Source organism: Ensifer oleiphilus (assembly GCF_013371465.1).
Taxonomy (GTDB): Bacteria; Pseudomonadota; Alphaproteobacteria; order Rhizobiales; family Rhizobiaceae; genus Ensifer; species Ensifer oleiphilus.
Map to the genome: position 1 here is coordinate 80,474 of NZ_JABWDU010000003.1, position 13,015 is coordinate 93,488.

The 13,015-nt window shown below is 60.3% G+C and carries 12 protein-coding genes; 1 reads left to right on the plus strand and 11 read right to left on the minus strand.

Annotated elements, in window-relative coordinates; translation table 11 throughout:
• Positions 1-110: 110 nt before the first annotated feature.
• A protein-coding gene (locus tag HT585_RS13130) for an IS3 family transposase (RefSeq protein WP_176353367.1) occupies positions 111-1,324 on the plus strand; the annotation gives its coding sequence in 2 pieces (ribosomal slippage) (positions 111-447 and positions 447-1,324; 1,215 coding nt in all).
• On the opposite strand, the gene HT585_RS13135 is transcribed toward HT585_RS13130, so the two are convergent.
• The 11 genes from HT585_RS13135 to HT585_RS13185 all read right to left on the minus strand — a co-directional run bounded on the left by HT585_RS13135 (position 1,316) and on the right by HT585_RS13185 (position 12,966).
• Positions 1,316-2,461 carry a glycosyltransferase family protein gene (locus HT585_RS13135; RefSeq protein ID WP_176353368.1) on the minus strand — a complete coding sequence of 382 codons (1,146 nt, stop codon included), beginning with the start codon at positions 2,459-2,461 and terminating at the stop codon, positions 1,316-1,318. The two genes, HT585_RS13130 and HT585_RS13135, sit on opposite strands and share 9 nt — an antisense overlap.
• Complete coding sequence (locus HT585_RS13140) at positions 2,458-4,392, minus strand: glycosyltransferase family 2 protein (protein ID WP_176353369.1); 1,935 nt, start codon at positions 4,390-4,392, stop codon at positions 2,458-2,460. Before HT585_RS13140 ends, HT585_RS13135 begins: the two co-directional genes overlap by 4 nt.
• Positions 4,393-4,518: 126 nt before the next feature.
• Entirely contained in the window at positions 4,519-5,538 is a 1,020-nt protein-coding gene (locus tag HT585_RS13145; protein ID WP_176353370.1) for a sulfate/molybdate ABC transporter ATP-binding protein, read from the minus strand.
• Positions 5,535-6,422: a sulfate ABC transporter permease subunit CysW gene (gene cysW / locus HT585_RS13150; protein WP_425513742.1), complete on the minus strand. Its 888-nt coding sequence runs from the start codon at positions 6,420-6,422 to the stop codon at positions 5,535-5,537. Before cysW ends, HT585_RS13145 begins: the two co-directional genes overlap by 4 nt.
• A 2-nt stretch (positions 6,423-6,424) precedes the next feature.
• Positions 6,425-7,246: a sulfate ABC transporter permease subunit CysT gene (cysT, locus tag HT585_RS13155; RefSeq protein WP_176353371.1), complete on the minus strand. Its 822-nt coding sequence runs from the start codon at positions 7,244-7,246 to the stop codon at positions 6,425-6,427.
• A 90-nt stretch (positions 7,247-7,336) separates the two neighbouring features.
• Positions 7,337-8,323 (minus strand): thiosulfate ABC transporter substrate-binding protein CysP, encoded by a 987-nt coding sequence (gene cysP / locus HT585_RS13160; RefSeq protein ID WP_176353372.1) that lies wholly within the window; start codon positions 8,321-8,323, stop codon positions 7,337-7,339.
• A gap of 160 nt (positions 8,324-8,483) precedes the next feature.
• Positions 8,484-9,302 (minus strand): sterol desaturase family protein, encoded by an 819-nt coding sequence (locus tag HT585_RS13165; RefSeq protein WP_176353373.1) that lies wholly within the window; start codon positions 9,300-9,302, stop codon positions 8,484-8,486.
• A gap of 87 nt (positions 9,303-9,389) precedes the next feature.
• Complete coding sequence (locus HT585_RS13170) at positions 9,390-10,187, minus strand: 3-methyl-2-oxobutanoate hydroxymethyltransferase (protein WP_176353374.1); 798 nt, start codon at positions 10,185-10,187, stop codon at positions 9,390-9,392.
• 52 nt (positions 10,188-10,239) lie between these two features.
• Positions 10,240-11,466: an NAD(P)/FAD-dependent oxidoreductase gene (locus HT585_RS13175; protein ID WP_176353375.1), complete on the minus strand. Its 1,227-nt coding sequence runs from the start codon at positions 11,464-11,466 to the stop codon at positions 10,240-10,242.
• 54 nt (positions 11,467-11,520) lie between these two features.
• On the minus strand, positions 11,521-11,838 hold the full coding sequence (locus HT585_RS13180; protein ID WP_025428998.1) for a MocE family 2Fe-2S type ferredoxin: 318 nt from the start codon (positions 11,836-11,838) through the stop codon (positions 11,521-11,523).
• 36 nt (positions 11,839-11,874) lie between these two features.
• Positions 11,875-12,966 carry a fatty acid desaturase family protein gene (locus tag HT585_RS13185; protein WP_176353376.1) on the minus strand — a complete coding sequence of 364 codons (1,092 nt, stop codon included), beginning with the start codon at positions 12,964-12,966 and terminating at the stop codon, positions 11,875-11,877.
• Positions 12,967-13,015: the final 49 nt, after the last annotated feature.

Here is a 13,015-nt window from a genome sequence, read left to right on the forward strand (position 1 = left end):
GATCTTAGAAAAAATGGTGGTTTGGGCAATTGGCTTGTGAACTGCCCCCCAATTCGACCGGACAGTCGGCATAAGCAGAAAGGCTCAAGCACAGGCTTGAGGACAGGCTTATGCCTAACGAGTATCGACAGGTTGAATTGCTGACGGGTGATGTTCGCCGCAGGCGGTGGACAACCGAGCAGAAGCTGACGATCATTGAGCAGAGTTTCGAACCGGGCGAGACGGTGTCTTCCACCGCTCGCCGCCATGGCGTTGCGCCCAATCTGCTTTACCGGTGGCGCAGGCTGTTGAGCGAGGGAGGTGCTGCAGCCGTGGATTCAGACGAGCCGGTTGTCGGCAATTCGGAAGTGAAGAAGCTTGAAGACCGCGTCCGCGAGTTGGAGCGCATGCTCGGCCGCAAGACGATGGAGGTCGAGATACTCCGCGAAGCACTTTCGAAAGCAGACTCAAAAAAACGGATATCGCGGCCGATCTTGTTGCCGAAGGACGGTTCCCTATGAAAGCCGTCGCAGACACGCTGGGCGTCTCCCGTTCCAACCTCGTGGAGCGGTTGAAAGGCAGATCAAAGCCGCGCGGAGCCTATCACAAGGCCGAGGATGCGGAGCTTCTGCCTGTCATCCGCAGACTGGTGGATCAAAGGCCAACCTATGGCTATCGGCGGATTGCCGCGCTCCTCAATCGCGAAAGGCGAGCCGCCGATAAGCCTGTCGTCAACGCCAAACGGGTTCATCGCATCATGGGCAACCACGCCATGCTGCTGGAGAAGCATACGGCCGTTCGCAAAGGTCGCATCCACGACGGCAAAGTCATGGTGATGCGCTCGAACCTGCGCTGGTGCTCGGACGGTCTGGAGTTCACCTGCTGGAATGGCGAGGTCATCCGTCTCACCTTCATCATCGATGCCTTCGACCGGGAGATCATTGCCTGGACGGCGGTCGCCAACGCGGGCATCTCCGGCTCTGACGTGCGCGACATGATGCTGGAAGCAGTCGAGAAGCGGTTCGTATCAACGCGAGCCCCGCACGCAATCGAGCATCTCTCGGACAATGGTTCTGCTTACACCGCGAGGGACACGAGGCTGTTTGCCCAGGCGCTCAATCTGACGCCTTGCTTCACGCCGGTGGCCAGCCCGCAGTCAAACGGCATGTCGGAAGCCTTCGTCAAAACCCTGAAGCGGGATTATATCCGCATCTCAGCACTACCGGACGCAGAAACGGCGCTCCGGCTCATCGACGGATGGATCGAGGATTACAACGAAATCCATCCCCATTCCGCGCTCAAGATGGCTTCCCCTCGGCAGTTCATCAGGGCTAAATCAAACTAGCCGACATGTCCGGTCAAACGGGGTGCACTCCAGCTTGTTATTAGGATTGGCGAACGTCCGCACCAGATCTCCACGCGCGATTGCCATCAATTCAACCGAATGTGCGGTGGCCGAAGCGCTAACATGTCGCGCCTCTCTATTACGCAGCAAATCGAGAATGGCGCACACCCAAATATCCCGGTCATATGACAGCAGCGACTCTCCTAACTCGACAGACGCGCCATAGGCCGGACCTGACGAGAACAATCCTGCGGCGCCGTACCGTACAACATCAATTCGCTTGGTCGGCGCACGGCAATCATTCACCCGTGAAGGATCGAGTGGTATTAGCATGATATCGATGGTGCGATGGTTGGCATCCTCGAGATAGTCCTCCCAAGGTAGCGGCCTTCGGATCGATACACGTTCCATGCCGGCCCAAATCGATGCCGCTCGACCATCGGCGAAGACCTCGAAACGAGCCTGTGGGCGCTGCGCAAGGACGTCCGCGATGATCGGACGGAGAAATCGGTGTTCTTTGAGATGAACGCCAGTCGCATGGTATGCAATCAGAACCTGGTCTGAAGCCTGGTTTGGAGCGAGATTTGTTGTGTCTTCCCGCTTCCACAACCTTTCCGGCGGCGCTGGAGGCAAGACCTGGGCTTCTTCAAGCCGCAAGGTCGAAGCCAAATGCGGCGTCGAGGCCCAGACAATATCGAGGTGGCGATTGAGACGGCGTAGAGGCCAGAGCGCGCGATAGCAGAGGCGTATGCGGTAGAGAAAATCCGCATCCTGGCCGGTCACCACGGCCGGTATATTATCATCGAGAAACAGTCCCACACCTGACAGCCGATCAGCATTGGTATCCAGCCAAGTCAGCACGTCAGGCGACGCATAGCGACAGATGATGATGAAGGCACTCTCTGCATCAAGGTCCGAAAGATTGCCATGCCTGATATCGACGGCCTGCGAAGGGGGCATGCCCGGCGCATTGAGCCGAGCGGCCAAATAATAGTCAAACGTCGGGTTCGGCATACGTCCGAAGACGATGATGTGCTTGACAGGCTTGCGCGGGCAACCTGTTGCACCACGTCGCAGTTTCGGCTGTGGCAGCTTGCGCTCAATCCATAGTGCGAGCTGTTCTCTGAAATCGATCATCCTGACGACCTCGGCGACAGATCGCGCGGGTGAGCCTGCAGAACGAGATCCTCTGTGATCAGCGAAAGGTTCGGGTTGTGGTATGGATCGTTCTGCAAGATAGCGCCCCACCGCTCGTACACGGTCTTTTCCTCGCGCGCGAAGCGGCGCAGCTTTTCCGGTGTATTGTCTGCACCTCGCGATACCGACTCTCTATGCAGCATGGCGCTATCGGGCGTCCAGATTATCTTCATGCCCGCTTGTCGCACCACCTTGACGCAGTAGTCCACATCATTGAACGCAACAGTGAGATTGTCCTCATCCATACCGCCGAGACGCGCCCACAGGCTCTTGCGCGTCAACAGGCAGGCTGCAGTGACCGCGGAGATCTCGCGTCGCTCTCGCAGCAGGCCATTATCCTCGCCTGATCGAGGGTGCAGGAAATGAAAGCTGTGGCGGGCAACAGTGCCGGCGCCGAGCGTCACGCCGCCATGTTGCACGTAGCCGTCAGGGAATAATAAGAGGCAGCCCGCAGCACCGACATCTGGATCATTTAGTTCCCCGGCAAGATTGGCGAGCCAACCCAATTGCAATGGCTCAACGTCGTTGTTGAGCAGCAGGATGAGTTCGTGGCGCGATGCTTCGACGCCGAGATTGCAGGCCGTCGAAAAATTGAACTCGCCCGGGAGCGGCAGACGACGGATACGCCCTGCCTCCTGATAACGGTTCATGAGGGCAAGCGCGGCGGTATCGCTGCTATCATTGTCGATGACGATTACATCCAGTTCAACGCCCTTGGTTCCTTCAAAAAGTCCGTTGAGACAGGCCTCAAGCAGGTCTGCCCGGTCGCGTGTCGGGATGATGACGCTGACCTTCGGCGTCTCAGCAGCCCGAGCCGGAGGCGCGACAGCTCTCGTCGCTCGTCGGTGGGGCGGGTTCCTGTGCAAAAGCACCCGTGGCACATGAAGAACCGCGCCTCGCCGCCCCGTTGCAGCTTTTGCGATCAACTCTCCAAACGGCATGTTTTCGAGATCGAGGCCATCAGGCAGATCGGCCAGGCGAATAATTGCTCCGTCCAACGGTAGCCAACCGGATTGCGCAAGCGGCGGGTTCCAGGCGGGTTTGAAGAACGGTAGGGTTCGCCGACCACGGCTATTTATGCGGTCTTCGTCGCAATAGACCGCCGCAACCGCAGCCGAAAAGGCAAAAGGTCTGACCAGCCGTTCCAAGGCCCGAGGCGCCAGACGCATGCCGGCGGGAAGCCGCATCCAGAGTTGCGGTCGAGCCGAACCCGCATCTTCCATCGCGGCAACTTCCTCGGCAGAAGCTTCGACATAATCGCCCCACGTCTGCTTCGCCAGTGAGGCGCGTGTCGCAGCTACTGCCTTCTCCGTACCTCGCCCGATCGACACGAGGACAATGGGTCTTACCGGCCAGTTGTTCGGTGAATCCGGCGCCTCCGCCCGCTCCGCCGCCTCCTGAGCCGCTACCCATTCGTTGTAATCTGGTGCCGACAGGGCGTCGCATTGCCGGACGAAACGAAATTTAGCGCCTTTGACATTGCCCACCATGAGCAGGCGTAGGATGCGGAGCACGAACACGGGTCGCCGCAGCACGAGAAGCAGCGCGAGCTCGAGCAACGATAACCGACGCACACTGATCTCAGGGTTCGCTCTCCCTGATGCTTCTGCCGTCGCCTTATCGGCGAGAAGAGTGGCACCTTCGAGTTGCTCCGGCATCCAGCCGTAAAACCGTCCGCGCCCACGGCGATTGATCAAGAAGGAGCGGAAGACCGTCGCGGGCACCCTGTCCTTTAGATGCAACGCGATCTGCGGACGAAACCCCAAGCGATGCTCCGGGTCATGAACCGTGAGAACGATGGGGCTGTCGGCATAACATTCGGGCGCCGCTTTGAGCGGTACCTCGAGTTTATCCTGCGAAACGTCAGCCATCGTTCTCTATCTTGCAAGTCAGCGAAACCGGATTCGATATCCGCTTATGCCAGAGCTTCGAACGAAAATTAACTCGTAAATGTCCGCAACCGGCACAAAGCAAGGCGCAACGTTTTCGATTGTGTATCAGGCAGGATAGAGGCGTGACCGCTTGATCGACAACTTTCCGACTTGACCGGACCTTACAGCCATCTCGGGTGCGACATCGAACTCCAGCGCCGTTCCGCCTTCCACGTTGGCGAGAACCCGTCTGCCGCCGGGTCGATCAAGCACACGGATGACAGTTGCAGGTATGCCATCGCCCTCGGGACGCCAGTCGACGTCGCCCGGCCGGAGGTAAATGTCGATTGGGCCGTCAAGTGAAGTCGGAGCGTCGACCACGGTCTCGCCGATATAGGCTTGGCCGTCCCGAACGGTCGCCGATATGCGGTTCGCATCGCCCAGGAACTGCATGACGAATGCCGAATTTGGCGCACGGCAGACCTCTGCAGGTGTACCCTCCTGAACGATCCTGCCTTGGTCGAGGATGACCACCCGGTCGGCAAGGTCCAGTGCCTCCTCTTGGTCGTGCGTCACGAACAGGGTCGTGATCCCGAGTTCATCGTGGATCTCACGCAGCCAGCGGCGCAAGTCCCGGCGGACGTTGGCATCGAGCGCGCCGAACGGTTCGTCTAGCAGCAGCACCTTCGGATCGACAGCAAGCGCGCGGGCCAGCGCCACGCGCTGACGCTGGCCGCCGGAGATCTGGCCGGGGAAGCGGTCGTCGAGCCCTTCGAGCTTGACGAGGCGCAGCAGCTCATCCACGCGCGTGGCGATTTCCGGCTTGCTGCGCTTGGTCTTGGAAACTTTCATGCCGAAGGCAATGTTTTCGGCCACCGTCATATGCGGGAAGAGCGCGTAGTGCTGAAAGACGAAGCCGACGCCGCGGTCGCGCACGGGAATATCGGTCGCGTCCTGATCGCCGAAATAGATGTGGCCACCATCGGCATATTCGAGCCCGGCCACCATGCGCAGGATTGTCGTCTTGCCGGAGCCCGAAGGGCCAAGGAGTGCCACCAGCTGACCGCTCTCGATGTCGAGCGAGACGCCGTGCACGGCGCGGAACGTGTCGAAGGTCTTTACGACCTGGTCGAGACGGATTTTCATGGGCGGGTTCCTGCATTCTGTTCTTTGGCCACGGCGGCAAGCGCCGGCCTGCGGCCAGCACCGCGGCGCTCAAGCGCGACCTTGGCAATGATGGTGACGACGGCGAGCGTCGCGAGGATGGAGGCAGCGGCAAAGGCGCCGGCCGCCTGGTAGTCGTGATAGAGCAGCTCGATATGAAGCGGCAGTGTGTTGGTCTGGCCGCGAATGTTGCCGGAGACCACGGAGACAGCGCCAAACTCACCCATGACGCGGGCGTTGCAGAGAACAACACCGTAAAGCAGCGCCCATTTCACATTCGGCAGCGTAACGGAAAAGAACGTGCGCCAGCCTGATGCGCCAAGCGAGGTTGCCGCCTCTTCAAGGTCCCTGCCCTGCGCCTGCATCAACGGGATGAGTTCTCGCGCAACGAAGGGTGCGGTCACGAACATCGAGGCAAGGACGATACCTGGCAGAGCAAACAGGATCTTGATGTCAGCCGCCTCAAGCATTGGCCCGAACAGGCCCTGCAGGCCATAGACGAAGAGATAGGCGACGCCGGCAACGATCGGCGAGATCGAAAACGGGATCTCGATGACGACGAGTAGGAAGCGCCTTCCCCAAAAATCGAACTTGGTGATTGCCCAGGCGGCGGCGAGACCGAAGGCGGTATTGACGGGCACCGCGATCAACGCCGTCGCAACGGTCATGAAAATAGCGTGGCGCGTATCGGGATGGGCGATGGTCGCGGCATAGGCCTTCAAACCTTGGCCGAAGGCTTCGACGGCAATCACGAGCAGTGGTGCTAACACGAGAATGGCGCCAAAGAACAGTGTCGTGCCGATCAGTAGACGGCGGATAATCGGCCCGTCGCCGACACGCGGCGGCTTGCGTCTGGTCGGGGTCATCGTCAGGACCTCGCGGTGTAGCGCAAGGCACGCGCCTGCAACAGATTGGTGGCGGCCAACATCAGGAAGGCGGTGATCAACAGCACCGAGGCGATCGCAGCGGCCGCCTGGTAGTCGTATTCCTCAAGCCGAATGAAGGCGAGCAATGCGGTGATTTCAGTTTCCATCGGCTGATTGCCGGCAATAAAGATGATCGCGCCGAACTCGCCGAGTGACCGGGCAAAGGAGAGCGACAGGCCGGCAAGCAGCGCAGGCATCAGCAAGGGCAGGATGACACGCAGGAAAATGGCGCGATCCGATCCGCCGAGCGATTGTGCCGCCTCCTCCAGCGCCGGATCGAGGTCTTCAAGCACTGGCTGTACCGTGCGGACGATGAAGGGCAGGCTGGTGAAGCACATGGCGACCATGATGCCGAGCGGGGTGTAGGCCACCTTGATGCCGAGGGGCGCCAGAAGCGAACCGAACCAGCCGTTCGAGGCAAAGAGCGTCGTCAAGGCGATGCCGGCGACAGCCGTTGGCAAGGCAAAGGGCAGATCGACGATCGCGTCGACGATGCGCCGCCCCGGAAAGCGATAGCGAACGAGGACCCAGGCAAGCGCCAGGCCGAAGACGAGATTGAAGGCAGTGGCGACAAGCGCTGAAAGCACGGTGACGCGATAGCTGGCGACGGCGCGCGGGGACGACACGATCGCCCAGTATTCTGCGGGACCCAGGCTCGCCGCCTTGAAGACGAGCGCCGCCAAGGGCAGTACGACGATCAACCCGACATAAAATAGGGTGATGCCCAGCGACAGGGGCAGGCCGGGCAGGACATTGCGTTTCAAGATTTCGCCTCCGCGGCGGCTTGGCTTTCATACATGGCAGAACCCGGCGAGCAGAACTCGCCGGGCAAAAGGTTGACTTGTTATCGCTCGTTAGCGATTGCCGTAGATCTGATCGAGCGCGGCGCCGGCGGCAAAGTGCTCGTCCTTGATCTTGCCCCAACCGCCGAACACGTCTTCGACCTTTACAAGGCGGATCTCGGGAAACTGGTCCTTGAACTCGGCCGCTACTTTCTCGTTGTGGACGCGATGGCCATATTCAGCGGCGATCTTCTGGCCCTCTTCGGTATAGAGGAAATCGAGGTAGGACTTGGCCAACTCGCGCGAGCCGCGCTTCTCGGCGACCTTGTCGACGACGGCGACCGGGAATTCGGCAAGCAGGCTGACGGAAGGCACGACGCTTTCGAACTTGTCGGTACCGTATTGCTTGGCGATCGAGCGGGTCTCTGCCTCAAACGTGATGATCACGTCGCCGATTTCGCGCTCGACGAAGGTCGTGGTAGCAGCACGCCCACCGGTGTCGAAGACCGGAACGTTGTCGAAGATCTTCTTGACGAATTCGGTGACCTTGGCCGGATCATCCTTGAATGCTTCCTTGGCATAGGCCGTTGCCGCCAGATAGGTGTAGCGCGCATTGCCCGAGGTCTTCGGGTTGGGGAAGATCACCTTCACGTCGTCACGGGCGAGATCGCCCCAGTCCTTGATGCCCTTCGGGTTGCCGGCGCGCACCAGGAAGGACGGGAAGGAATAGAAGGGCGAAGCGTTGTTGGGAAACTCCTTCTGCCAGCCCTCGGCGACGAAACCATTCTTTGCCAGGAAGTCGATGTCGGTGACCTGGTTGAAGGTGACGACGTCAGCCTCAAGACCTTCGACAATGGCACGCGCCTGCTTCGAGGTGCCGGCATGCGACTGGTCGACGGTGATGCCCGGATGCGCCTTGATGAAGGCTTCATTCTCGGCCGCAAAGATTTCCCGGGCGATATCGTAGGAAGCATTGAGAAGGGTGGTCGGCGCCTCGGCAAAGGCCGGGCCGCTCAGCAGCGCGACAAAGGCGGCGCCCGCAATCAGCAGTTTCTTCATGGGTCTCTCCGGTGAAATAGAGGCGGTAGGTTGCATGAAACCTAGCGGCAGCCACCGGAGACGACGAGGCACCTTGATCTGCGGTTGTTTCCCTAACCGGAAAATTCACCTAACGATCTCGGATATCAGAGAAAATGGCGTTGCGGACGAGGCCCGCGGACTACCGATCGGAAGTTGCTGATGCTTCTTGTGCTTGCGCAGATTGCGACGGTCGCTTGAGGCTGATGGCCGGCGCCTCTCCTTCAAACACCTCGACACGCCGATCATAGACCGGCGAGATCGTGCCGAGAACGCGATCCCAGAAGGAGAAGTAGTTGGCATAGTTGTATTTGAACTCGGCATGATGCTGATCGTGGTAGGTCGTGCAGAGCAGCGGCCAAGGGTAGCGCGCCGTCGGCGAGGCAAAATATTCGAAGCCCGCGTGCCCGAACGTGCCATTGATCTGGTCGAATAGCCGGTGTGCCAGCAGGATCAACGGCGGAAACGGCACCACGAAGGTGATGACGGCGTAGTAGCCTTGCGACAGGGCGGTGTCGACCAGACCGATCGAATCGTTGCTCCAAACGGTCGGAGCGACGCTGCGGTGATGCAGCAGATGGTATTTGTAGAACAGCTTGGTGTGCAGCAGCCGATGGGCAAAATAAAACCATGCATCGAACAGCACCATGCATAGCAGGAAGAGCGGCACGGCCGTCCACCAACTGAAGTCCCAGGGTGCAAACAGGGTCCATCCCTGATACTGGACAAAGAGGCCTATTGCGACCGAGGTGCAGGTCACGAGGATCGACGCCATGCTCTGGCGAATCTCGATCGCCTTGCGCTTCTCCCCTCGCCGCTCCTTCTGGATGCGACGCTCCGGATTGCGATCATTGAGCCAGGTGATGCCGTAGCCGAGCGCAAAATAAAGGAGCACCGTCGCGGCATAGATGACCGCAAGAATGGCGAGAAAAGTCAGGGTACCCTGGACGAACGCGTTCAAGTGGAGATCCGGTGCTGCGGTGGGAGACTAACAGACAGGCTGAATACACCAACCGGATCGCGCAAGGCAAGACAGGGCGTCCCCGGCCTACGCCCGCTCCAGATCCGACAAGAATGCGCTCAGCTCCGCCTGGTCGATCCCGACGAGATGGCCCTTCTCCGGATAGACCCCGGACCGCACGTCTTCTGCAAACTCCGAGTAAGCGGCAATGCGTTCGCGTTGCAAGCGCTCATGTTCGGCGGCAAAGTTGCGGTAGATTTTGGCGTGGCGAGGAACGTGGCCACGGTTGGCGCCAAGCACATCATCACTGAAGAGGTATTGCGCGTCGCAGCCCGTACCCGCGCCCATAGACAGCATCAGCATCGACGTCTTGGCGCTGATGGCCGCGGCGACCTCGCCCGGCACCACTTCGATCTCGGCAGCAAAGGCACCTGCTTCCTCCAGCGCCTTGACCTGCCGCCAGATTTCGAGCGCACTGGCTGCAGTCTTGCCCACCGCACGAAACCCACCGGTCCAGGTGGCCTTGGAGGGAATGAGGCCGACATGGCCGCAGACCGGAATGCCCTCGTCGCGCATGCGGCGGACGGTTGAGAGGCTGGCGGCACAATAGACGGCGTCGCCTCCCGCCTTCAGCGCCTTGAACGCGGCGCGGATGTACTCGTCAGCGGTGACGAGTTCGCCATATTCGAGGCCGGGAAAGGCAAAGCAGGTGGGCGCGACTTCGCGAAACTCCGGACCGAGGAGGGACGGCGGCACGGAGACGAGGTCGATACCAGCCGCTTCGGCCGCTTCGGCCTCCTCAAGCGTTTCCACTCGCAGCATCGTCAACTGTCTCTTGCCCTTGATCGACAGGAGATCGGCAACGGTCGGGCGGCGGTTTCGCATCGGAATCTCCGGATATCGGTTATTGTTATGAAAGAGGGAACTGCATCGCGCCTCAGGCGGCGAGCAGAGCCTTCAGCTTGGTTTCGGTCGAGCGTAGCGCCTGCGGACTTGGCCGCTTGCCGGCAGCAATCAGCATCTCGGCAAGACGGATATCGCGCGCAATGGCGTTTCCTTTCCCGATGCCGCTGGCGCTGATCAGCCGGCCGCTGGCGTCGAGATGGAAGAGAATGAAGGCACCGTCGCCAAGGTCGCGCCGCACCGTCGTTGCCGCCCCTTCGGCAAGGCCTGCAATCTGCAGGGTGAGATCGTATTGATCCGACCAGAACCACGGCACGCTGGCGATCGGCTCGGCTGCCCCCAAAAGATTGGCGGCGGCGAGCGTTCCCTGATCCTGCGCGTTGCGCCAGGCCTCAAGCCGTATGCGCCGGCCGCCATAATGCCCGAGCGGAAAGGAGCAGCAATCGCCGGCTGCAAAAATGTTGGGGTCGGAGGTGCAAAGCGTCTCGTCGACGGCAATGCCATTGTCTACGAAAAGGCCCGCAGCCTCGGCCAAGGCCGTATTCGGCACGGCGCCGATGCCGACGACGACCAGGTCGGCTTCAAGCAAGCCTCCATCGCCAAGATCGATTTTCGCCCTCTCCTCACCGGCCTCAATGCCAAGGATCCTGACGTTGCAGCGGATATCGACGCCCTCCAGCCGATGCCGCTCGGCAACGACTGTGGCGATTTCTTCGGGCACGCCACGGGAAAGCACGCGTGGCAACCCCTCGAGAAGAACAACATCAGCGCCACGCTTGCGGGCGGTCGCCGCAAGTTCCAGGCCGATGAAGCCTCCTCCAATGATGGCGATCACCTTCCCGGGCGCGAGATGCAAACGGATGGCAGCAGCGTCGGCATGCGTACGGAGAACCCGGATCAACGGCGTTGCCTGAGGCTGACCTGGAAGGAGCCTGGGACGTGAACCGGTCGCGAGCAGCAGCCGGTCATAGGTAAGTTCTCGCCCGTCGGCGGTTCGCACCGTCTTGGCAGCTCGATCAATGGCCTCAACCGATGAGTCCGTCAGCACTTTGATACCCGCAGCCTGATATCGTTCAGCATCAGCGACAAATTTGGGATCCTGCGGATCAGCCAAGCCGTCTTTCGAAAGCGGTGGCCGCTCGTAGGGCAGATGCGGCTCGGCGCCAATGAGCGTGATCTCGGCCTCATAGCCCTTTTCCCGAAGGCCGAACGCCGCTCTTGCGCCACACTCACCCGCGCCGACGATGATAATTCTGTTCATGGGCCTGTTCATGTGCCTCTCCCAATTTTCGCGTCCGCCGCCGTCAGCGCCCGCTCAAGCGACGGCTATGAAAACGCTGCCCGCCTCGACCTTGACCGGATAGGTCTTCAGGTTGACGCAGACGGGGGCGCCCTTGGCCTGGCCGGTCTTGTAGTTGAAACGACCGTTGTGTTTGGGGCATTCGATGATGTCGTCCATCACCAGGCCGTCGGCGAGGTGGATATGCTCGTGGGTGCAGAGCCCGTCGGTCGCGAAATACTCGTCGTCGGGGCTGCGATAGACGGCAAAGGTACGTCCGTCATGGTCGAAGCGGATCACGTCCTCCTCGTCGATCTCATCGGCCGCGCAGACCTCGATCCAGTTGCCGCTCATGGTCTTTCCTCCAATGTTGGTTGTTTGCTGGTCTGCCTATTCGGCGGCATGCACCAGTTCGTCACTGTGAAACTCTTCGCGATAGGGTTTTGCCGTCGGCGGCAGCTGCCGCTTCAGGAAATAATCCTCATTCCTCAGTTGCCGAAGGAAGGCCGGGATCATCTCGCGATAGCCGTGGAGCATGGATGGGTTCGGCTCCGGCAGGTCATGTTTGATCATTTCGTGGAGCCGCGGCAGCGCGTGGTAGGGCACCATCGGGAACATGTGATGTTCGACGTGGTAGTTCATGTTCCAGTAGATGAAGCGGCTGATCGGGTTCATGTAGACCGTGCGGCTGTTCAGCCGGTGGTCCGTGACGTTGTCGGCGAGCCCGCCATGCTGCAGCAGGCCCGTCAGCACGTGGTGCCAAGCACCATAGAGGCGTGGCAAGCCGATCAACATCAAGGGCAGGATCGAGCCGAGATAAAAGGACAGGCCGATTGTAACGAGATAGATCGCAAACCAGATCCGCGCGACGCGGATCGCCTTCGACTGCTCCATTTCCGGGATGAAAGTCTTCTCGGCAGCACTGATGACTCCGAAGGCATTGCGGACCATGTCGACCACCGCATGCCAGACATCGAGAATGCCGAAGAAATTCAGCACCAGCCGAAGCAGATCCGGTGGCCGCATGACGGCGATTTCCGGGTCCCGGCCGACGATAACAGTGTCGGTATGATGCCGGGTATGGCTCCAGCGCCAGGTCACCGGATTGCGCATGATCATGAAACAGGCGACCTGGTAGACGACGTCGTTCATCCACATCGTCTTGAAAGCCGTGCCATGACCGCACTCGTGCCAGCGGCTGTCCGAAGCCGAGCCATAAAGAACGCCGTAAGCGAGAAAGAAGGGAACAGCCAGCCAGCTGCCCCAGAAATAGACGCCGAGGCCGCCGAAGAGAATGAGACTGCCGAACCAGATGGCGGTATCACGAATGGCCGGCCCATCCTCACGCTTCATCAGTTCCTTCATCTGCTTGCGCGGGATGTCGGTGTGATACCACTCCGCCGCCGATAGCCCGTTGGCGACGGCCGCTTGAGCGTCGCGCCCAAGCAGGCTGTAATCACGCTTCGTCGGAACGATCGTCATCGTTTTCTCCTCCCGCAATCGGCCGCATCTCGCCGGCCATTCCTCATCT